Source organism: Mixta mediterraneensis, from assembly GCF_014946725.1.
GTDB classification, from domain to species: domain Bacteria; phylum Pseudomonadota; class Gammaproteobacteria; order Enterobacterales; family Enterobacteriaceae; genus Pantoea; species Pantoea mediterraneensis.
Window position 1 is genome coordinate 764095 of the sequence record NZ_JACFXY010000001.1, and the last position, 21272, is coordinate 785366.

Annotated in this window: 17 protein-coding genes, 1 pseudogene and 1 other annotated feature; of the genes and pseudogenes, 7 read left to right on the forward strand and 11 right to left on the reverse strand. The window is 53.2% G+C overall.

What is annotated here, in order from left to right:
* Positions 1-5: 5 nt before the first annotated feature.
* Together mog and tal are read right to left on the reverse strand one after the other, a co-directional pair.
* Positions 6-593 carry a molybdopterin adenylyltransferase gene (mog, locus tag H2P46_RS03755; RefSeq protein WP_193403857.1) on the reverse strand — a complete coding sequence of 196 codons (588 nt, stop codon included), beginning with the start codon at positions 591-593 and terminating at the stop codon, positions 6-8.
* A gap of 124 nt (positions 594-717) precedes the next feature.
* A complete protein-coding gene (gene tal, locus H2P46_RS03760) occupies positions 718-1671 on the reverse strand; it encodes a transaldolase (protein WP_193403858.1) in 954 nt (317 codons plus the stop codon).
* A gap of 209 nt (positions 1672-1880) precedes the next feature.
* On the opposite strand from tal, the gene yaaA reads away from it, so the two are divergent.
* Positions 1881-2657 (forward strand): peroxide stress protein YaaA, encoded by a 777-nt coding sequence (gene yaaA / locus H2P46_RS03765; protein WP_193403859.1) that lies wholly within the window; start codon positions 1881-1883, stop codon positions 2655-2657.
* Positions 2658-2692: 35 nt separating this feature from the next.
* Here the strand turns inward: yaaA and thrC are convergent, their stop codons facing one another.
* From thrC to H2P46_RS03790, 5 genes are all read right to left on the reverse strand, one after another.
* Entirely contained in the window at positions 2693-3979 is a 1287-nt protein-coding gene (gene thrC, locus H2P46_RS03770) for a threonine synthase (RefSeq protein WP_193403860.1), read from the reverse strand.
* A gap of 3 nt (positions 3980-3982) precedes the next feature.
* Positions 3983-4912 (reverse strand): homoserine kinase, encoded by a 930-nt coding sequence (gene thrB / locus H2P46_RS03775; RefSeq protein WP_193403946.1) that lies wholly within the window; start codon positions 4910-4912, stop codon positions 3983-3985.
* Between the two features lie 2 nt (positions 4913-4914).
* Positions 4915-7377, reverse strand: coding sequence for a bifunctional aspartate kinase/homoserine dehydrogenase I (thrA, locus tag H2P46_RS03780; protein WP_193403861.1), 2463 nt, complete (start codon positions 7375-7377; stop codon positions 4915-4917).
* Positions 7378-7403: 26 nt separating this feature from the next.
* Positions 7404-7522, reverse strand: a sequence feature (Thr leader region).
* Positions 7461-7529 (reverse strand): thr operon leader peptide, encoded by a 69-nt coding sequence (gene thrL, locus H2P46_RS23380; RefSeq protein ID WP_193403947.1) that lies wholly within the window; start codon positions 7527-7529, stop codon positions 7461-7463. It overlaps the preceding feature by 62 nt.
* Before the next feature lie 185 nt (positions 7530-7714).
* Positions 7715-8419 (reverse strand): tRNA/rRNA methyltransferase, encoded by a 705-nt coding sequence (locus H2P46_RS03790; protein ID WP_193403862.1) that lies wholly within the window; start codon positions 8417-8419, stop codon positions 7715-7717.
* 600 nt (positions 8420-9019) lie between these two features.
* Between H2P46_RS03790 and arcA the strand changes: the two genes are divergently transcribed.
* The gene (arcA, locus tag H2P46_RS03795) at positions 9020-9736 is read left to right on the forward strand and encodes a two-component system response regulator ArcA (protein WP_193403863.1); all 717 of its coding nucleotides are present in this window, start codon (positions 9020-9022) and stop codon (positions 9734-9736) included.
* 38 nt (positions 9737-9774) lie between these two features.
* On the opposite strand, the gene creA is transcribed toward arcA, so the two are convergent.
* Positions 9775-10248, reverse strand: a complete 474-nt coding sequence (gene creA, locus H2P46_RS03800; protein ID WP_193403948.1) for a protein CreA — start codon at positions 10246-10248, stop codon at positions 9775-9777.
* A 196-nt stretch (positions 10249-10444) separates the two neighbouring features.
* Between creA and robA the strand changes: the two genes are divergently transcribed.
* Complete coding sequence (robA, locus tag H2P46_RS03805) at positions 10445-11323, forward strand: MDR efflux pump AcrAB transcriptional activator RobA (protein WP_193403864.1); 879 nt, start codon at positions 10445-10447, stop codon at positions 11321-11323.
* A 33-nt stretch (positions 11324-11356) separates the two neighbouring features.
* Here robA and gpmB read toward each other — a convergent pair whose 3' ends face one another.
* Positions 11357-12004, reverse strand: a complete 648-nt coding sequence (gene gpmB, locus H2P46_RS03810) for a 2,3-diphosphoglycerate-dependent phosphoglycerate mutase GpmB (protein ID WP_193403865.1) — start codon at positions 12002-12004, stop codon at positions 11357-11359.
* 61 nt (positions 12005-12065) lie between these two features.
* On the opposite strand from gpmB, the gene yjjX reads away from it, so the two are divergent.
* Positions 12066-12584, forward strand: a complete 519-nt coding sequence (gene yjjX, locus H2P46_RS03815) for an inosine/xanthosine triphosphatase (protein ID WP_193403866.1) — start codon at positions 12066-12068, stop codon at positions 12582-12584.
* Here yjjX and trpR read toward each other — a convergent pair whose 3' ends face one another.
* Both trpR and sltY read right to left on the reverse strand, forming a co-directional pair.
* A complete protein-coding gene (gene trpR / locus H2P46_RS03820; protein WP_193403867.1) occupies positions 12585-12905 on the reverse strand; it encodes a trp operon repressor in 321 nt (106 codons plus the stop codon).
* Positions 12906-12950: 45 nt separating this feature from the next.
* A complete protein-coding gene (sltY, locus tag H2P46_RS03825) occupies positions 12951-14870 on the reverse strand; it encodes a murein transglycosylase (protein ID WP_193403868.1) in 1920 nt (639 codons plus the stop codon).
* 268 nt (positions 14871-15138) lie between these two features.
* Here sltY and atzF point away from each other — a divergent pair, with 268 nt between their 5' ends.
* The 3 genes and pseudogenes from atzF (at position 15139) to H2P46_RS03840 (ending at position 21267) form a co-directional block, all read left to right on the forward strand.
* A complete protein-coding gene (atzF, locus tag H2P46_RS03830; RefSeq protein ID WP_193403869.1) occupies positions 15139-16935 on the forward strand; it encodes an allophanate hydrolase in 1797 nt (598 codons plus the stop codon).
* A gap of 3 nt (positions 16936-16938) precedes the next feature.
* Positions 16939-20556: pseudogene (gene uca, locus H2P46_RS03835) on the forward strand (urea carboxylase).
* 9 nt (positions 20557-20565) lie between these two features.
* A complete protein-coding gene (locus H2P46_RS03840; RefSeq protein ID WP_193403870.1) occupies positions 20566-21267 on the forward strand; it encodes a GntR family transcriptional regulator in 702 nt (233 codons plus the stop codon).
* Positions 21268-21272: the final 5 nt, after the last annotated feature.

A 21272-nucleotide genomic window follows, 5' to 3' on the forward strand; every position in this document is an offset into this window, starting at 1 on the left:
AATATTCAGTTATTTATCTCACGCATCGCGCTTTTTGGGCGAAAAGCTGCTACGACTTGCGTATGGGTTTCAATATACGGCCCTTCCAGCAACTGTAAACAATAAGGTACAGAAGCGAAAATACCTGCGACTTTTACTTTCCCCTGTTCATCTTTAAGCCCTTCCAGCGTCTCTTTAATCGATTTGGGTTGGCCGGGAAGATTCAGAATCAGCGACTGCTTACGAATCACTCCCACCTGACGCGATAGAATTGCCGTTGGCACAAATTGCAGGCTGATTTGACGCATTTGTTCGCCAAAGCCAGGCATCTCACGATCGGCAACGGCTAATGTCGCATCGGGCGTGACATCACGGCGCGCTGGCCCCGTGCCACCCGTCGTGAATACCAGATGGCAAAAACGCTCATCCACCAGTTCGCAGATTGCCTGTTCGATCATTGGCTGTTCATCCGGGACCAGACGCGTTTCAACCTCAAACGGTGTGCTAATGGCGCTGCTTAGCCAGCTTTCCAGTGCCGGAATGCCCTGATCCTGATAAATGCCGTTAGCGGCGCGATCGGAAACGGAGATCAACCCAATACGTAATATATTCATTTATTTAATTCGCTGTGATTTACCGCGTAGCGGTGAAACAGAAGGGGAATAGCGAGAGGATAATACAAAGCGAAAGTGACGGAAAAGAAAAAACCGTGACGACAACTGCCGTCACGGCCCACGATTACAGCAGTTCTGCCAGCATCTTCTCAAGTTTGCCCTGGTCAACCGCAAAGTTACGGATACCTTCCGCCAGTTTTGCCACCGCCATAGGGTCCTGATTATGCTGCCACAGGAATTCAGATTCGGTCATTTTCGCTGGACGCGCTTTCACTTCGCCGCTGTAGCTCAGTTTGCGCTCAAGCGTACCTTCGCTTTCAGCCAGTTCTTTCAGCAATGCTGGCGAGATAGTCAGACGATCGCAGCCCGCCAGCTCAATGATTTCGCCAACGTTACGGAAGCTGGCGCCCATGACAACGGTTTCATAACCGTGTTGCTTGTAATAATTATAGATTTCAGACACGGAAACGACGCCGGGATCATTGTGTGCCGCGTACTCTTTTTTGTCGGTATTGGCTTTGTACCAGTCAAGGATACGGCCCACGAAGGGAGAAATCAGAAACACGCCCGCTTCTGCACATGCACGCGCCTGCGCGAAAGAGAACAGCAGCGTCAGGTTACAGTTAATGCCTTCTTTTTCCAGCTGCTCCGCCGCACGAATACCCTGCCAGGTAGACGCCAGTTTGATCAGAATACGGTCGTTGCTGATACCCGCATCGTTATACAATTTGATCAGGCTGCGCGCTTTCGCGATGCTGCCTTCAGTGTCGTAAGAAAGACGTGCATCCACTTCTGTTGAGATACGGCCTGGGATCAGTTTGAGGATTTCCAGCCCAATGTTGACGGCCAGCTTGTCAGAAACCAGCTGTAGCTGCTCTTCTTTGCTGTTGCTCTGCTCACGCGCCCAGCCAATCGCTTCATCGATCAGTTTGCGGTATTCCGGGATTTGTGCGGCGTTGAGGATCAGAGAAGGGTTGGTGGTCGCGTCTTGCGGCTGGTACAGCTTCATGGCTGCAATATCACTGGTGTCTGCAACTACGGTGGTTAATTGACGCAAGGAAGTAAGTTTGTCCGTCATGTTCTTTTCTCTTAGTTAACTGTCAGGGTGAAAAAAGGCTGTGGCGATAATATCACGCGGCAACGGCGGCGCAAGGTTAGGAAATGCCGTTTACGATAGCGCTGACGAATAGGTGTAATTTGTCGATCTTTGCGGCTTTTTTGCTACACTGCGAGGCCAAATAACCGGCCAACACCCTGTAAAAACGAGGATTATATGAGGAGGCGAATATGTTGATGGTGATTTCTCCCGCCAAGACACTGGACTATGAAAGCCCACTGGCAACCCCGCGATATACCCAACCGGCATTGTTAGAAAAGTCACAACAGCTGATTGAGGTGGCACGCGATCTCTCCCCGGCGCAAGTCGCTTCGCTAATGCATATCAGCGACAAACTGGCGCACCTTAACGCCGATCGTTTTAACAGCTGGCAGGCTGAATTCACGCCGGACAATGCGCGTCAGGCGATTCTGGCATTTAAAGGCGATGTTTATACCGGCTTGCAGGCAGAAACGTTCAGCGATAAAGATTTCGATTTTGCGCAGCAGCATCTGCGAATGTTGTCTGGCCTGTATGGCTTGCTGCGTCCACTGGATTTAATGCAGCCTTATCGTCTGGAAATGGGGATCAAACTGGCCAACCCGGCAGGCAAAGATCTGTACAGTTTCTGGGGTGAGTTGCTGACAGATAAAATTAATGAAGCCCTGGCCGATCAAGGCGATGATGTGCTGATCAACCTGGCCTCGGATGAATACTTCAAAGCGCTGAGGCCGCAGAAGTTACAGGCGCGACTGATTAAGCCGGTATTTTTAGATGAGAAAAACGGCAAGTTCAAAGTCATCAGTTTCTATGCCAAAAAAGCCCGCGGATTAATGAGTCGCTATGTGATTCAGAACCAGTTGCAAAAGCCGGAACAGCTGCGGGCGTTTGATGCCGAGGGTTATGCGTTTGATGCGGCCAGTAGCAGCCATGACGAGTGGGTATTTAAGCGAGCCGAACAGGCCTGATAAAAGGGACGGGGACCGTCCCTTGTTCGCGCTGCTTATGCTTTCAGCAAGAAAGCGCGAAGCGGGGCAAAGTCCGCTTTCATATTATGTGACAGTAACGGTAAGCTGGCGCGCTCGGCTAATTCAGCCGGTAATTCCAGCTTCTGATCCAGAATGGCTTCCACGCTTTCGATAAATTTCGCCGGATGCGCGGTTCCCAGGAACAAGCCATATTCGCCCTCCTGAAGCTGATCGCGCAGTAAACGCCAGGCAATCGCAGCGTGTGGTTCAGAGATGTAACCTATATCCGCCAGCTTACGCATCGCTGCTTTGGTCGTGTCATCCGATACTGCGCCGTACGCCAGATCGCCCAAACGCCAGGCTTTACGGCGGAACAACTCTTCTACACGCGGCCAGTTATTTGGCTGGCTAACGTCCATCGCATTCGACAGGGTTGCCACAGTCGCATTCGGTGTCCACGCACCATTACCGAGGAAACGCGGCACGGTATCGTTAGCGTTGGTTGCTGCGATAAAACGCTTGATCGGCAGACCCAGTGATTTTGCCAGCAGGCCAGCGGTTAAATCGCCAAAGTTACCGCTTGGCACAGAAACCACCAGTTGATTACGTTTTTCCTGCGGCAACTGCGCGACGGCTTCAAAGTAATAACAAATCTGCGCCAGCAGCCGACTGATATTGATGGAGTTTGCCGAGTTCAGGCCAATCGCCTTTTTCAGTTCTTCATCGTCAAACGCCTGCTTAACCAGCGACTGGCACGCATCGAAATCACCGTCAATGGCAATGGTTTCAATATTGCCACCCAGCGTACAGAACAGCTTTTCCTGCAAGGGGCTGATTTTGCCCTGCGGATAGAGGATAACGACGCGCACATTTTCCATGGCGTAAAAGGCATGGGCGACAGCGGCACCGGTATCACCTGACGTTGCGGTCAGAATCGTAATCTGCTCATCGCTGCCGCTGACAAAGGACAGCATTTGTGCCATAAAGCGGCCACCAAAATCTTTGAACGCCAGCGTCGGGCCGTGGAACAGTTCCAGACAGGCTACGTCATCGCTCACCTGCTTAACCGGGGCCGGGAAAGTAAACGCAGCCTTAACGCGCTCGGCGAGCGAGTGAGCGGGGATCTCGTCGCCGATATAGGCAGAAAGAATCTTGCTGCTGCGGCTAACAAAATCCATCTCCAGCATGGCATCAATGTCAGTCAGTTCAAATTCGGGCAGCTCAAGCGGGAAAAACAGCCCTTGCTGCGAACCCAGACCTTGTTTCACCGCCTGGGCGAAGCTGACCTGCTCGTTGTGATCCTTAAGATTGTAGAGTTTCATGCATTATCCCAGTTTACGTGCGCCAGTCGTATCAAGACGGCAGATATGGACGAAGCCTTCATCATTTTGCAGATAGTGCTGGCTCAGCCAGTCGGCCATCCGCTGGGCCGTTTCCATTTGATTGCAAACGGCAAAAAGTGTTGGACCAGAACCGGAAATGCCGCAAGCCAGGGCACCAATATCCTGCGCGGCCTGACGCGCTTCGGCAAATCCCGGCAGCAGTTTAGTACGGTAGGGTTCGGCGATCACATCTTGCATAAGTTTAGCGGCCAGCTGTGGCTGGCGTGTATGACAGGCATGAATGAACCCCGCCAGCAGGCGGCCATGCTTGATGCAATCTTGTTTACGGTATTGCGCAGGCAAAATCGCCCGCGCTTCCGCGGTGGAAACTTTGATGCCGGGATACGCCATCACCCACAGCCAGTCGTCAAAGCCCGGCACCTCCTGACTAATCACGCCATTCTCTTCCAGCATCAGCTGAATGCCGCCAAGAAAGCATGGCGCGACGTTATCGTAGTGTACGCTGCCTGAAATACGCCCTTCCAGTTCACCCATCAGCGACAGCAGTTCAGTATCGTTGAGCGGTTTATCACAAAATTCGTTCATCGCCATCAAACCCGCGACAACCGAACAGGCGCTTGATCCCAGCCCCGAACCGATCGGCATATTTTTTTCCAGCGTCATGGCGACCGGCACGGTTTTACCAATGGCTTCGCAGAAACGCTGCCAGCACTGGTAAACAATGTTGTCTTTCGGATCAGCGGGCAATTTGCTAACAAAACTGCCTGCATTGGTCAGGCTAAAACTGTCTGCGGCTTCGACTGAAACGCAATCCCCCAGTAACGAACCATCCACCGGCGAAACCGCCGCGCCCAGCACATCAAAGCCGACGCTAACGTTACCAATTGAGGCCGGTGCATAAATTTTTATCATTTTTAAACTCCCAACTTCCATGACAGGGTGCGCAACAGATCGGCAAAAACGCCGGCCGCAGTGACATCATTTCCGGCACCGTACCCGCGCAGCACCAGCGGAATCGGTTGATAATAGCGGCTGTAAAACGCCAGCGCGTTTTCGCCATTTTTCACTTTATAGAGCGGATCATTACTGTCCACCGCCGCAATTTTCACCTTACAGGCTCCGCCCTCTTCAATCGCGCCGACGAAGCGTAACACTTTACCTTCATCGCGGGCTTTTGCTATGCGCGCAGCAAAAGCATTGTCCAGCTCTGGCAGGCGCTGCATAAATTGCTCAACGTCTTGAATGTCATTCAGGCTTTCAGGCAGCAGCGGCTCGATTTCAATATCACTCAGCTCCAGTTGATAACCGGCTTCACGGGCCAGTATCAGTAATTTACGCGCCACATCCGTGCCTGAAAGATCGTCACGCGGATCCGGCTCGGTAAAGCCCATTTCACGCGCCATTTTGGTCGCTTCCGACAGCGATACGCCTTCATCCAGCTTACCGAAAATAAAGGAAAGCGAACCCGAAAGAATACCGGAAAATTTAATGAGTTCGTCGCCAGCATTGAGCAAATTTTGCAAATTCTCAATGACCGGTAAACCCGCGCCAACGTTGGTGTCATAAAGGAATTTACGACGTGACTTCGCGGCGGCGGCGCGCATCTGCTGATAGTAATTCCAGGAAGACGTATTGGCCTTTTTGTTCGGCGTCACCACGTGGAAACCGTCCGCCAGGAAATCGGCGTACTGATCGGCAACGGCCTGGCTTGAAGTACAGTCAACAATCACCGGATTCAGCAGGTGATACTCTTTCACCAGGCGGTTCAGTCGGCCCAGATTAAACGGCTCTTTGGCTTCGCTCAGTTCGGCTTTCCAGTGGTTTAAATCGATGCCGTGCACGTTAGTTAATAAGGCGCGTGAATTAGCGATGCCGCAGACGCGCAAATCAATGTGCTTTTGCTTGAGCCACGCCTGCTGGCGATGCAGCTGATCCAGCAATGCGCCGCCCACGCCACCCACGCCGATCACAAACACTTCGATCACCTGATCGGTGGCAAACAGCATTTGGTGCACCACGCGCACGCCAGTGGTGACATCATCGTTATTAACCACTACCGAGATGGATCGCTCTGATGAGCCCTGCGCGATGGCCACGATATTGATGTTGGCACGTGCCAGCGCTGAAAAAAATTTCGCGGAGATGCCGCGCAACGTACGCATACCATCGCCAACCACGGAAATGACCGCCAGGTTTGCGAGCACGTCCAGCGGATCGAGCAGCCCATCTTTCAGTTCAAGATAAAACTCTTCTTCCAGCACGCGGCGCGCACGTGCCTGCTCGTTCTGCGGCACGCAGAAGCTGATGCTGTATTCAGACGAAGACTGGGTGATCAGGACCACCGAAATGCCGGTGCGTGACATCGCAGCAAATACGCGCGCCGCCATGCCAATCATTCCTTTCATGCCTGGGCCAGAGACGTTAAACATCGCCATGTTATTCAGGTTGGTGATGCCTTTTACCGGATTCTCGACCTGAGCGCCTTCGCCGCCGATTAAGGTGCCAGGGGCTTGCGGATTAGCCGTGTTTTTGATCAGGCAAGGGATCTGGAACTGAGCAATGGGGGCGATAGTGCGAGGATGAAGCACTTTGGCGCCGAAATAGGAAAGCTCCATCGCCTCCTGATAAGACATGGATTTCAGCAGGCGCGCATCAGGAACCTGACGCGGGTCACAGGTATATACCCCATCCACATCGGTCCAGATTTCACAGCAGTCGGCGCGCAAACAGGCGGCCAATACCGCAGCTGAATAATCGGAACCGTTACGGCCCAGTACTACCAGCTCGCCCCGCTCGTTACCGGCGGTAAAACCGGCCATCAGGATCATATTCTCAGCGGGAATTTTGCTGGCTTCGATACGACGGGTCGATTCGGCAATATCTACGGTGGATTCGAGGTAATGCCCAGTGGCGAGGAGTTTTTCTACCGGATCAATAACGCTGACCGCATGGCCACGCGCCTGCAACAGCGCTTCCATGATAGCAATTGAGAGTTTTTCACCGCGGCAGATCATAGCAGCATTCACGCTGTCTGGACATTGCCCCAGCAGGCTGATGCCATGTAACACCTGCTTCAGCTGCGCAAATTCTACATCCACGCGGGTTTTCATTCGGTCGTAATCAAAGCCTGGCTGTGCATCAGCCAGACCTCGCAACAGATCGGCAAAAATACGTTCGGCATCACTGATGTTCGGCAAAGCGTCCTGACCACTGATGGTTTTCTCAATCATCGCCACCAAATGATTGGTGATTTTGGCCGGAGCCGAGAGCACGGTTGCAACCTGTCCCTGCTGCGCGTTACTTTCCAAAATGTCGGCTACGCGAAGAAAACGTTCCGCATTTGCCACCGAGGTTCCGCCGAATTTCAGCACTCGCATGATATAAATTCTCCTGAATTTGAGCCGAAAAAAAAGCCCGCACTGTTTAGGTGCGGGCTTTTTTTCTGTTTTTCCTGTATGCGTCAGCCCGCACCGTTACCTGTGGTAATGGTGGTGGTAATAATTGTGATGTTCAGGCTAAAATTACGCATTGAGATTTATTTTATCTGTCTTTGTTTGTCCGTCTGCCTTCCAGAAGTAAAGCAAAGCGCGCGTTAAGTCAACGGATTTGTCAATTGTATAAATTTCAATCACTGCGTACAGTTCCGCTCCGAATAAAAAATGCTGTGTGGATCGTTGGCAATGAGCACATTTATTGCGATCTGACGCTGGAAAATTACGATTTACCCGACGATTTATCTATAAGATTTTTTTCTATATCGTGCAGCAGACGATGCAGCATGGCGCTGTCGCGTTGTTCCAATAATCCAACGCGTTGATCGATCCAGTCGGCCATCTTTTCATCACCGCTTACATGAAGCCGAACCAGTAAATGCTGAAATCGCTGACGCAAAGCGTGTAACTGTTGTGCATCGGCCAGTTGTGGCGTAGGTGCTACCACCTGATTCAGTGCCGCTAACTGATAGCAGTACACCATCACCGCCTGCCCTAAATTCAGAGAGGGATAATCATTTGCCATGGGAATACCGGTAAGCAGATCGACCTGATCTAACTCTTCGTTCGTCAGACCGCTGTCTTCCCGCCCAAACACCAACGCCATACTGTTTACCCATTGACGTTTTTCCAGTAGCTGCGTTTCAACCTGCGCTGGCGTAGCGTAATAGCGGAATTTCGCCCGACTGCGTGCAGTGGTCGCGACCGAAAAATCAATGTCAGCCAGCGCACCAGCCAGGGTGTCAAAAGTTTGCAGATTATCAAGGATCTCTCCGGCACCGTGCGCCACGCGTCGGGCCGCAGGTTCCCGCCACGCCTCACTGGCAACAATTCGCAACTCGCTAAAACCCATGGTTTTCATCGCACGCGCGGCAGCACCAATATTTTCTGCCCGAGCGGGCGAAACCAGAATCAGGGGGAATCGCATGATTATTCCATCAGTTTGTTAAAATCGCGGCGCATTATAACACGCGTTCTGCCCACTCAATGGATCAATAAAAAGCCAGGAAATATAATGTTAACAATGTTAAAACACGTTAAAAAATGGCGTAACGCAATATCTGGCGGAAAAATTGGTTAAAACACAATATTCAATAAAAAAATCTTTAATTTCATTGCGGTAAAACAGCCTCCTCCCAGGCTTTTATTTTGCTGGCCTGGCAAGAGGAATGGAGCGAAAATGCTGCTTTTTGTGAGCTAAGCAGGCAATCTACGAGAAGTTTTTCACAAAAGTGTTAACGTGCTACAATTGCATTTGATATAAGTCAACGAAGCGTTATTTTTATGCTTATTGGTTGTTGTTGGTGCTGTTAGGTTGCGGTTAATACAGTTAGGATAGATGCCCTTCTGGGGCATGCAATATTCATCCTTTCTGGCTGAGCTAACACTGTTGTTGACGTTAGTATAAAGTTTATTAAAACATAATTTCGTACAATGGTTCAGCGCAGCGCACCGCTCTTTACAAGAGAGCCGAATAACCGCTGTACGCCCTGTTTTCAATTTGTTAGCAAATTTTAGGTAGCGAAATATGCAGACCCCACACATTCTTATCGTTGAAGACGAACTGGTCACGCGTAACACCCTCAAAAGCATCTTTGAGGCGGAAGGTTATGTGGTGTATGAAGCGACCGACGGTGCTGAAATGCATCAGATTCTGACCGAAAATGACGTCAATCTGGTGATCATGGACATCAACCTGCCTGGCAAAAACGGTCTGCTGCTGGCACGCGAACTACGCGAGCAAGCAAACGTCGCGCTGATGTTTCTTACCGGTCGTGATAATGAAGTGGATAAAATCCTTGGTCTGGAAATCGGTGCCGATGATTACATCACTAAGCCCTTTAATCCGCGTGAACTGACTATTCGTGCACGTAATTTGCTGTCGCGCACCATGAATCTGGCTTTGCCTGGTGAAGAACGTCGCCAGGTAGAAGATTACAAATTCAATGGCTGGACGCTGGACATTAACAGCCGTTCGCTGATTAACCCAAACGGCGAACCATACAAGCTGCCGCGTAGCGAATTCCGCGCCATGCTGCATTTCTGTGAAAATCCGGGCAAAATCCAGACGCGTGCCGACCTGCTGAAAAAAATGACCGGCCGTGAACTGAAGCCACACGATCGTACTGTAGATGTCACCATCCGCCGCATCCGTAAACACTTTGAGTCAACGCCAGATACGCCAGAGATCATTGCGACCATTCATGGTGAAGGTTATCGCTTTTGCGGCGACCTTGAAGATTAAGCCGTAGAAAACGCCCGGTCGGGCGTTTTTTCTTGGTTTTAACGCCACGGCATAATCGGCACCGCGCTGAGTGCATTCTTCGGCGAACCTTCCACCACTTTATCCGAATACGTTAAATAGACCAGGGCGTTGCGCTTTTTATCAAAGAAGCGTACAACCTGCAGCTTCTTGAAAATTAACGAGGTGCGTTGACGGAAAACGACTTCGCCCTGCGCTTTGCCTTGAGCAATCTTATCATTCAGCACCACCGGACCGATTTGCTGACACGATATGGCCGCGTCCGACGTATCTTCTGCCAGCCCTAACCCGCCTTTGATACCGCCGGTTTTCGCTCGGCTGATATAACAGGTTACATTTTTAACATCCGGATCATCGAAGGCTTCCACCACAATTTTATGATCGGGACCAAACATCTTGAAAACCGTATCAACAGAGCCAATTTCCTCGGCCATTAACGGGGCTGAAAAGGCCATTGCGGTGAAGGCGACGATAAAAAAACGAGGTATTGTCATGGAGTTACCATTGCAAACGTAATAGATAGGAAGGTAATGTACTGTCAGTTGGTCAATTTGACCAAACCAAAACGGTTTTAAATCGCATTGATGTAGCACAATCATCCCCAATGTAACTACCCACTTCTTTGAGCAATGAGTGCTATTATCTATCGACTGCGTTTATCTGCGCTATCAGAGAGTATGAGGAAGTTTTATGGACCAAGCCGGTATCATTCGCGATTTGCTTGTCTGGCTGGAGAGTCATTTGGATCGACCGCTTTCCCTTGATAATGTTGCCCTGAAAGCAGGTTATTCTAAGTGGCATTTACAACGGATGTTCAAAGACGTTACCGGTCACGCGATCGGTGCTTATATCCGTGCACGACGTTTATCTAAAGCCGCCGTGGCGCTGCGTCTGACCAGTCGCCCGATTCTGGATATTGCTCTGCAATATCGCTTCGATTCGCAGCAGACCTTCACTCGCGCCTTTAAAAAACAGTTTAATCAAACGCCCGCATGGTATCGCCGTTCATCAGACTGGCATTCATTCGGCATTCGTCCGCCGATTCGCCTTTATGACGACAAGCAGCCGGAACCCATTTTCGTGACTCTGCCGGAAACGGTTCTGGTGGGACAAACGCAAAATTATACCTGCACGCTAGAGCAAATTTCCAGCTACCGTGACGAAATGCGCACCCACTTCTGGAAGCAGTTCCTGCTGGAAACCGATACGGTGCCGCCAGTGCTGTATGGCTTGCATCAGGTGCGCGCCAGTCACGACAAAGATGATGAGCAGGAAATTCTCTACACTACCGCCGTACCCGCCGATAGCGCGATAAACATGCATTCGGGTCAGAGTGTGATCCTTGAGGCAGGTGATTACGTGCAGTTCACCTATACCGGCCAGCGCGCAGAGTTACAGGAATTTATTCTGCTGTTGTATGGAACCTGTATGCCAGTGCTCGGCCTCACCCGTCGTGAGGGCCAGGATATTGAGCGCTTCTTCACCCACGGTGGGAAAAAGCGTAGCGAGCCGCCTTCGGAAATTCGCTGTGAATACCTGATTCCCATTCGCCGTCAGTCAGCGATCTAAAACAAAAATGCCGTCCTCGCGACGGCATTTTTATTAGCGCTGTAATTCGTCGAGTGCAGGCGCATCGAGATGAGAGACATCCCCAGCCGTTTCAACCACCCAACCTTTTGCCAGCCAGGCGCTTTGCTGATGATCAATGCGTGAAATCGAACAGTTACGCAAACGTAAACGACGTTCGGCATGAGCAGGCAAACCCAGAATGGTGCTAACCAGCACGCCCAGCGCCATACCGTGACTGACTATCAGCGGACGGCTGCCTGCTGGCAGTTCAAGACAGGCATTCAGCGCCTCATGCATACGCGCCGCCATTTCCGTCATTGATTCGCCCTCAGGAATGCGTCCTCCTTCAGTACCGTTCACCAGCGTAGTGCGCCAGGCTTCTTCTTCTGGCGTCAAGCCATCCAGTGGACGCTTTTCCAGCACGCCCATGTTCAGTTCGCGTAAGCGCGGATCCAGCGTCACCCTACAACCGCAGGCATCAGCAATGATTTCCGCAGTATGACGCGTACGTCCTAAATCGCTGGAAATGACATGCGTGATGCCTGAGTCTTTAACACGTTCCCCCACCTGATGGGCCTGTTGTTCACCTTTTTCCGTCAGCGGACTGTCGGACTGACCCTGAATGCGTCGCTCCGCATTCCATACCGTTTCACCGTGACGAACAAGATAGACCTGTAGCATGCTTAGTTTCCGTTATACTGCGACCAAAATTGCCTTAAATTACTCAAGGGTTCAACCAATTATGTACCACGTTGTCGCAGCCACCATCAACCCAGCGAAGATTCGCGCAATTGCACAAGCGTTCAACGACGTTTTCGGAGAAGGATCCTGCCATATCGAAGGGGTCGAGGTCGATAGCGGCGTGGCGGCACAGCCATTAACTCATCTGGAAACGCGAACGGGCGCACGTCAGCGCGTGATGAACGCGCGACAGGTCCGACCGGAGGCCGATTTCTGGGTAGCGATTGAAGCGGGAATTGAAGAGAATTACGCCTTTGCCTGGATAGTCGTGGAAAATCAAAAACAGCGCGGTGAATCACGTTCGGCCAGTTTTACTCTGCCGCCCGTGGTGATGTCCGGTTTGCAACAAGGACGTGAACTGGGGGAAGAGATGGCGCGACTGACCGGCGTAGAAAATATTAAGCATAAAGGCGGCGCGATTGGTGCTTTTACCCATGGCCTGCTGAGTCGTTCGAGTGTTTATCATCAGGCATTGATTTTAGCACTGTGCCCGTTTACTCATCCGCTGTATCAGCAATAATTAGCGGTGTCCCAGATGCGCTTCCAGCCAACGCTTCAGCTCTGGTGGCGCCTCTTTCAGGCTGTTTGATCCACGCGTAATGGTGGCAATGCCCACGCCAAGCTCGTTCTTCAGCTCACGCTGGCTCATTTCGCCCATCATTAACTCTTCGATAATACGCAATCTTGTACCCAATGCTTCGCGTTCATCTGGTGTCATCATGAGTTGCATCAACGGCAATGCGTGACCATTGGCGAAAGCTTGCTGCATTAAATCGACAAAGCGCAGCCAGTTATCATCAGAAATAGTCGTGTTTGACGAGGTGCCAGAGGATTGGGTCATGAACGGGCTTCCGTACTCACTAAAGAGTACGGAAGCTTAGCACAGCTAGTAACGGCGTTTCCACTCGCCATCTGACAGGATATTATCCGGCTGGCCCATAAAGTGACGATAATACGCGTCGTAAGCCAACACGTTTTCCACATAGCTACGCGTTTCCGAGAACGGAATGGTTTCGATAAAGGCCACCGCATTCAGATTACCTGCGCTGGTATTCTGCCAGCGGCGCACGCGGCCAGGACCTGCGTTATAGGCGGCTGACGCGAAAATACGGTTCTGATCAAACTGCTGAAAGACGTATTCCAGGTATTGCGTACCAATCTGAATATTAGTCTGTGGGTCAAGCAGCTGGCTGCTATTCACATAGCCGGGAATGTTATACATCTTCACGGTATGCGTCGCTGTACCTGGCATAATCTGCATCAGCCCGCTGGCGCCCACCGGTGAACGCGCTTTCGGATTCCACGCGCTTTCCTGACGCGAAATGGCCATCGCATAGCTCTGCGGAATACCCTTATCATGGGTGTACTGCTTATACGCGCTCTGCCAGGCTAGCGGAAAGCGTTCCTTCAGGCTATCCCACATTTTTGCGGTGATGGTGGCCTGTACGCTGAGATCCCACCAATTCTGCTCGTTAGCGTACCGCGCCAGCATCTGCTGCTGAACATGCGTTCTGCTCGCCACCAGGTTTGCCCACTCGCTGCGGGCCAGATTATCCAGCCCCCAGTACATCAGCTCGCGTACCCGTGCCAGTTCCGCTCCCTGTAAGGTTGCACTGTCCGGCGCTGGCGCTTCATCCACTTTTAACGGGTACGGCACGCCCAGACGCTGCGCGGCAACCATTGGATAGAAGCCGCGCTGTTTTAACAGCTTGCGCAGGATCTCTTCTGCTTCTTCGTTGCGTCCCTGTGTGAACAACAAATCCGCTTGCCAGTATTGCCATTCATCTTTTTCCTTGGCTTCAACGGGCAGCCGCGCAATCCAGGTATTCAGGCTACGGCGATTGTTTTCGGTCAGGGCCAGTCGGATACGGCGCTCCACCAGCGCCGTCGATTCGCTGTTCATAACGACAGTATCGCGCCAGCGCGCCTGTTCTGCAGTCAGATCGCTGCCCATCATGCGCCACACCACAATCTCTTTCAGCGCCTGCTCATCGGTTGCCCCCATCTTTTGGGCACGTACCAAAATCGGGATCATACTGCGCGCGTTTTCCATATCCTGACGTGCTACGCGGGTAAAGGCATAGATCGTTGCCTGACGGGTAAAATCGGTTGGCCCCACTGCGCTGGCAAAATTCGTGACGCCTAAGGGATCCTTTTGCAAGGCCATTACGGCATCTGCCATGGTTTGATAATCCGCTGGTAGCGCCTTCGCCAGATAATTTACCAGACCATCATTGCCCGCTTTCATCGCCAGACGGATACGTTCAAGAATGGTGATAGGCGACATCTGACCGGAAGCCTGCCACACCGAAAAAAGCTTGTCACAATCATTCGGCAACGCAGAACCCCGTAGCCAAATTTGTTTTGCGCCATCAAACGCCGCTTGCTGCTGGCCGGTGGACCATTTGGCATAATACCAGTTACAGCGCGCCTGCACCGGTTTCGGTTCGGTAGGACTAAAGTTGAGCAGCCCTTGCCAGTCCTGGCGATGTGCTAACACATTCACAAAACGAGTCTTTAACGACCGCGCTGGCGGTAAGGTGGGATATTTTTGAATAAAATTCTTCACGGCCAGGCTGGTTTCCTGATCGAGATCCTGTGCCAGCAGGCGATATTCCAGATAGGGATACAGCGGATAATTTTGTAGCGTCGGCAGCAGTTGATCTACGGTGTCCATTTGATTGCTATCCCAGGCCTGCTTAATTTGCTGATAACGTTGCCGTTGTTGGTCCAGTGAATCAGCCCATGCACTGCTGGCCGTGCTGACCAGACAGATCCCTATCATCCAGTTACGCCACTTCTCCACGTAAATCTCCTCTGTTTCCGGGCTCCGGCTACGTGCCAGATTGTCTTCATGCTAACCAGGCGATTGCGCTCTTGCCATGTTCTTCACAAAATTTACGCAACTGACCAAAACGCACCGCAATTGCGCAAATCCTGCGCTGCGTTTGTGCATTTTATCATCATGTAATCTTATGACCGATAAGTTTTATTTTCCTAATCATAGCGTTAAAAATCTGGCACAGCCTTTGCTCTGTTGAATTCCATCTTGTATACCAGTTGGAATTCATCGCATGGCTTCGACATTTGGCTTAACCCTTAACGAGTGGCTGCATCGCTACCAACAGGAACCGCTACAGATTTACGCCCTGCTGGACGCGCACCTTGCTGCGATCGACGCACAAGACAACGCCTGGATCTATCTGGCCACCCCGGCACAAATCAGGGCGCAGATTGAGTCGCTGCTGGACAGCTATCAACGTAACCCTGCCGCGCTGCCGCTGTTTGGCGTGCCGTTTGCGGTGAAAGACAATATTGATGTCGCAGGCTGGCCGACCACCGCCGCTTGCCCTGCCTTCTCCTTCACTGCCGAAAAAGACGCGTTCGTGGTTGCTCAACTTAAAGCCGCAGGCGCTATCGTAATAGGCAAAACTAACCTTGATCAGTATGCGACCGGGCTGGTCGGCACTCGTTCACCGTATGGCGCAGTGCGCAACACGTTCGATCCCGATTATGTCAGCGGCGGGTCCAGTTCCGGTTCCGCTTCAGTACTGGCGCGTGGCTTAGTCGCTTTCTCGCTCGGCACTGATACTGCCGGATCTGGCCGCGTACCGGCTGGATTCAACAATCTGGTGGGCCTGAAGCCGACCAAAGGCTGGTTCTCGGCCAGCGGCGTGGTGCCAGCCTGCCGCCTCAATGACACCATTTCCGTATTCGCTTTAACGGTTGAAGATGCGTTTACCGTTGCCTGCACGGCGGGCGGTTACGACAACGCCGATGCCTATTCACGTGTTAATCCCCATACCGCGCCTGCCAGTATGAAAGCGCGTCCCGATTTCGCCATCCCGGCTAATCCTGAATTTTTTGATGATGCCACCGCTGAAGCTGCATGGGATCAGGCACTGGAAGCGTTGCTGGCATGCGGTGCCAAATTGCACCCGATTGATTTCGCGCCGTTCCAGCAATTAGCGGAACAGCTTTATTACGGTCCTTGGGTGGCAGAACGCACCGTGGCGGTGGGTGAGATGATCAACCACCCAGAAGAGATGGACCCGACCGTATACGGCATCGTATCCAGCGGTCTGAAATACAGCGCGGTCGAAGCGTATCAGGCGGAATATTTGCGTGCGACGCTGACGCGTCAGATTCAACACACGCTGGCACAATTTGATGCGCTGGTAGTCCCGACTTCGCCAACGATCCACACGCTGGAAGAGATGAAGCAAGAGCCGGTGCATTACAACTCGCATTTCGGGTTTTACACCAATTTCACTAATCTGGCCGATCTTGCCGCATTGGCGCTACCTGGCCCCTTCCGTAATGACGATTTACCGGCCGGCATCACGCTGATTGCTCCTGCCTGGCACGATCGCGCGCTGGCAAGCTTTGGCCTGCGCTGGCAACAGCAGATGGCGCTGCCGTTAGGAGCGACCGGCAGGGTGCAGCCCGCGCAACATCGCCCGTTACCGGTTTCACACGACCATGTCCGCATCGCCGTGGTCGGCGCACATCTGACCGGCATGCCACTTAACTTCCAGCTCACCACTCGTCAGGCAGTTTTAGTCGAAGAAACGCAAACGGCCAGCCGCTATCGCCTGTTTGCCCTGCTGGACGGCCCCATCAAAAAACCAGGCCTGATGCGTGCCGAACACGGTTCTGCCATCACCGTTGAGCTATGGGATATTCCGCTGGCGCGCTTTGGTGAGTTTGTTGCCGAAATCCCACCGCCGCTAGGCATGGGCAGCCTGACGCTGGCAGATGGCCGGGTGGTGAAAGGTTTTATTTGTGAAGGTTCCGCGCTGGAGACCGCGCTGGAAATCACCGAATTTGGCGGCTGGCGTAACTGGCTCGCTATGCAGGGGAGTAACTAAACCATGTTCAATACCGTGTTGATTGCTAACCGTGGCGAAATTGCCTGCCGCGCCATCCGCACTTTAAAACGTCTTGGCGTGAAAAGCGTGGCGGTGTATTCCGATGCCGACCGCAACGCGCAGCATGTGAAAGATGCCGATGTCGCGATCGCGCTGGGCGGCGACAAAGCCAGCGACAGTTATTTGCGTATCGACAAAATCCTCGTAGCAGCGCAAGAAACCGGAGCAGAGGCGATTTGGCCCGGCTACGGTTTTCTGTCCGAAAGTTTGCCGTTCGCCGCTGCCTGCGAAAAAGCCGGTATCGCTTTTGTCGGCCCGACCGCCCAGCAGATTGGCGAGTTTGGGCTGAAACACCGCGCACGTGAACTGGCTGCCAGTGCCGGTGTTCCCATGACGCCCGGCACGCCTTTACTGGCAACGCGTGAGGAGGCCCTCAGCGCGGCTGAACAGATTGGGTATCCGGTGATGCTGAAAAGCACGGCGGGCGGTGGCGGCATCGGCCTGACGCGCTGCGCTGATGCCGAAGCGCTGGGCAATGCGTGAGAAAGCGTGCGCCGTCTGGGTGAACAGTTTTTTAGCGATGCCGGCGTATTTCTTGAGCGCTGTATTGATCGCGCGCGTCACGTTGAGGTGCAAATTTTCGGTGATGGCAACGGCAAGGTGGTTGCGCTGGGCGAGCGTGATTGTTCGCTGCAACGTCGCAATCAAAAAGTGGTAGAAGAGACGCCAGCACCGAATCTGCCGCAGGCGACGCGCAATGCATTGCTGGCTTCTGCGGTTCGTCTTGGTGAACGGGTGAATTACCGCAGTGCCGGAACAGTGGAATATATCTACGATGCTGAACAGGACGCGTTTTACTTCCTCGAAGTGAATACCCGCCTCCAGGTAGAACATCCAGTTACCGAGTGCGTTACCGGCCTTGATTTAGTTGAATGCATGTTAAAAGTGGCAGCGGGCGAAGCGATTGACTGGCCGCGTCTGCAACAGCCACCGCAAGGCGCCTCGATTGAAGTGCGTCTGTATGCCGAAGATCCGTTGAAAAATTTCCAGCCCAGCCCCGGCGTGTTAACCCATGTCAGCTTCCCGGACGGCGTGCGCATTGACGGCTGGATCGATACCGGCACCGAAGTCTCCAGCTTCTACGATCCGATGGTGGCTAAGCTTATCGTCCATGCCGACACGCGCGACGCCGCGCTGGAAAAATTGCAGAGTGCACTCAACGCCACGCAACTGCACGGCATCGCCACCAACCTCGACTACTTACGCCAGATTGTTGCTACCGGGGCGTTCCGTAGCGGCAATGTCTGGACACGCTACCTTGACAGCTTTACCCCTTCTGCCCCGGTAGTTGAGGTGCTCCAACCCGGCACCTTCAGCTCAATCCAGGATTTCCCAGGGCGGCTCGGTTACTGGGACATCGGCGTTCCCCCCTCCGGCCCGATGGACGATTTCGCTTTCCGCCTGGCGAACCGCATTGTCGGCAACGACCAGGCCGCTGCCGGGCTGGAATTCACGTTGCAAGGCCCAACGCTGCGTTTCCATAGTGATGCCACGATTGCTCTGACCGGCGCAGATTGTGCCGCCACGCTGGAGGGTGAGCCGGTTCATTACTGGCAGCCGCTGAAGATTAAAGCCGGACAGACCCTGGCGTTGGGACGCGCATGCAGTGGTTGCCGCAGTTATCTGGCGGTGCGTAATGGTTTTGACGTGCCAACATATCTTGGCAGCCGTTCAACCTTCTCGCTCGGTCAGTTCGGCGGGCACGCTGGCCGAACCTTGCGTGTGGCTGACATGCTGGCCATTTCGCAGCCACAGCTGGCCGCCTGCACGACCCCTGCTCCGGTTAACGAACCGCAGGCCCTGGATACCGCGCTGGTGCCGCATTACGGTACGGAATGGCGCATCGGCGTGCTGTACGGCCCCCATGGCGCGCCCGATTTCTTTACCCAGGCAGCGATTGATGAATTCTTTGCCAGCGAGTGGCAGGTACATTACAACTCCAATCGTCTTGGCGTACGTCTGGTAGGACCAAAACCCACCTGGACCCGCGCCAACGGCGGCGAAGCCGGGTTGCATCCGTCTAACGTTCATGACTGCGAATACGCCATTGGCGCCGTGAACTTTACCGGCGATTTCCCGGTGATCCTCACCCATGACGGCCCCAGCCTCGGCGGCTTCGTCTGTCCGGTAACCATTGCCAAAGCTGAGCTGTGGAAAGTAGGCCAGGTAAAACCGGGCGACAAAATTCGTTTCCATCCCATCAGCGCTGATGAAGCCGTGGCGCTGGAAAAAGCACAGACACACGTGGTTGATACGCTGCGCCCGGAACACGCGCCGCAGTTCAGTGTGCCATCGCTGGCGGAAAATGAATTTGGTTCTGCCACCATTCTGGCGGCCATCAACGCCACCGAATGTACGCCAAAAGCCGTGTATCGCCAGGCGGGCGATACATATGTACTGATCGAATACGGCGATAATGTGCTGGATCTGGCGCTGCGTCTGCGCGTGCACCTGCTGATGAATGCGCTACGTGAACGCGCGATGCCGGGTGTGGAAGAACTGTCGCCTGGCGTGCGCTCATTGCAGGTACGTTATGACAGTCGCGTACTAAGCCAGTCGCAGCTCATCACATTACTGCTGGAGCTGGAAGCCACCCTGGGCGATGTCAGCCAGCTGAAAGTACCGTCGCGTATTGTCTGGATGCCAATGGCATTTGAAGACAGCGCCACGCTGGGCGCAGTTGAACGCTACCAGGAAACGGTGTGCGCCAGCGCGCCGTGGCTGCCAAATAACGTTGACTTTATTCAACGTATTAACGGTTTAGCCAGCCGTGAAGCGGTGCGCGACACGATTTTCGATGCCAGTTATCTGATCCTCGGGTTAGGTGATGTTTATCTCGGCGCGCCTTGCGCGGTACCGGTCGATCCACGCCATCGTCTGCTGAGTTCTAAATACAGCCCGGCTCGTACCTTTACCGCTGAAGGCACAGTGGGCATTGGCGGCATGTATATGTGCATCTACGGCATGGATTCGCCCGGCGGTTATCAGCTGGTCGGGCGTACTTTGCCAATCTGGAACAAATTCCTCAAAAACGATCAGTTCGCTGCCAGCGAGCCGTGGCTACTGCACTTTTTTGATCAGGTGCGCTTCTATCCGGTCAGTGAAAAAGAGCTGGATCAGTTACGCGATGACTTCCGCGAAGGCCGTGCCAGCATCCGCATTGAAGAGACCCAGTTTGACTTTGCCGGACACCAGCAATTCCTTGCGGATAACGCCGCCTCTATCGCGGATTTTCGTCAACGCCAGACTGCTGCTTTTGAGCAGGAAGTGACGCTGTGGACGCAGAAAGAGCAGAACGTCCCCCTCGTCCACGAAGAGACGCTGGCAACGCCTGAACACGATGACAGCGCACGCGCGGTCCAGGCGGATATGAACGGTAACATCTGGAAAGTGCTGGTGCAGCCGGGCGACGAAATCGAAGCCGGACAGACACTGGTCATCGTGGAAGCGATGAAGATGGAGCTGGCCATTGTCGCACCGCAGGCCGGTCGGGTGAAACGCATCGCTTGTCAGGCCGGTCGCCCGGTCAGCCCTGGCGATACGCTGTTATGGCTGAAATAAGGAACCTTGATGCCAACCTTATCGCAACGCAGTAAAGGTCGCCCGGAAGCGCTGGCAGAACGCGTCTATCAGGCCCTGAAAAATGACATTTTCGAGTTTCGCCTGATGCCCGGCGATCGCTTCAGCGAGAGTGAAATTGCCGAGCGGATGGAAGTCAGCCGCACGCCGGTGCGTCAGGCCCTTTTCTGGCTGGAGCGAGAGGGTTACGTCGAAGTGTGGTTCCGCAGTGGCTGGCAGGTGAAAAACTTCGATTTTGAATATTTCGAAGAACTTTACGATCTGCGCACCGTGCTGGAGTGCGAAGCAGTGAAGCGTCTGTGCGTTATGCCATCGGCACAGTGCAGCACATTGCTGGCAGAACTTCAGCAGTTTTGGCTGCAGGCGGAACGGCTTGAGGACGGAAAAACCGTTTCGCAACACGATGAAGCGTTTCATATAACGCTGGTGGCATCAGCGGGTAACCGTGAGATGGCGCGCATCCACGCTGAATTAACCGAAAAAATCCGCATTATTCGTCGCCTCGACTTTACCCGCGACGATCGTGTCGATGCGACCTACCGGGAGCACGGCCAGATTTTACAGGCGATCTTTCAGCAACAGACCGAGGAGGCGCAGCGCATCCTGACCGCCCATATCGCCGTGAGTAAGGCGGAAGTCAGGAAAATTACTTTACACATGTTACAGCAGGCCCGGCTTCAACTCATTGAATAACTTAA

What these genes read in the sequence shown, in the direction of transcription:
- thrB (WP_193403946.1), bottom strand. Translation starts at nt 4,912, where the DNA reads ATGATAAAAATTTATGCACCGGCCTCAATTGGTAACGTTAGCGTCGGC.
- trpR (WP_193403867.1), bottom strand. Translation starts at nt 12,905, where the DNA reads ATGACCCAATCCTCTGGCACCTCGTCAAACACGACTATTTCTGATGAT.
- thrA (WP_193403861.1), bottom strand. Translation starts at nt 7,377, where the DNA reads ATGCGAGTGCTGAAATTCGGCGGAACCTCGGTGGCAAATGCGGAACGT.
- thrC (WP_193403860.1), bottom strand. Translation starts at nt 3,979, where the DNA reads ATGAAACTCTACAATCTTAAGGATCACAACGAGCAGGTCAGCTTCGCC.
- mog (WP_193403857.1), bottom strand. Translation starts at nt 593, where the DNA reads ATGAATATATTACGTATTGGGTTGATCTCCGTTTCCGATCGCGCCGCT.
- atzF (WP_193403869.1), top strand. Translation starts at nt 15,139, where the DNA reads ATGGCTTCGACATTTGGCTTAACCCTTAACGAGTGGCTGCATCGCTAC.
- yaaA (WP_193403859.1), top strand. Translation starts at nt 1,881, where the DNA reads ATGTTGATGGTGATTTCTCCCGCCAAGACACTGGACTATGAAAGCCCA.
- arcA (WP_193403863.1), top strand. Translation starts at nt 9,020, where the DNA reads ATGCAGACCCCACACATTCTTATCGTTGAAGACGAACTGGTCACGCGT.
- tal (WP_193403858.1), bottom strand. Translation starts at nt 1,671, where the DNA reads ATGACGGACAAACTTACTTCCTTGCGTCAATTAACCACCGTAGTTGCA.
- yjjX (WP_193403866.1), top strand. Translation starts at nt 12,066, where the DNA reads ATGTACCACGTTGTCGCAGCCACCATCAACCCAGCGAAGATTCGCGCA.
- creA (WP_193403948.1), bottom strand. Translation starts at nt 10,248, where the DNA reads ATGACAATACCTCGTTTTTTTATCGTCGCCTTCACCGCAATGGCCTTT.
- gpmB (WP_193403865.1), bottom strand. Translation starts at nt 12,004, where the DNA reads ATGCTACAGGTCTATCTTGTTCGTCACGGTGAAACGGTATGGAATGCG.
- robA (WP_193403864.1), top strand. Translation starts at nt 10,445, where the DNA reads ATGGACCAAGCCGGTATCATTCGCGATTTGCTTGTCTGGCTGGAGAGT.
- H2P46_RS03840 (WP_193403870.1), top strand. Translation starts at nt 20,566, where the DNA reads ATGCCAACCTTATCGCAACGCAGTAAAGGTCGCCCGGAAGCGCTGGCA.
- H2P46_RS03790 (WP_193403862.1), bottom strand. Translation starts at nt 8,419, where the DNA reads ATGCGATTCCCCCTGATTCTGGTTTCGCCCGCTCGGGCAGAAAATATT.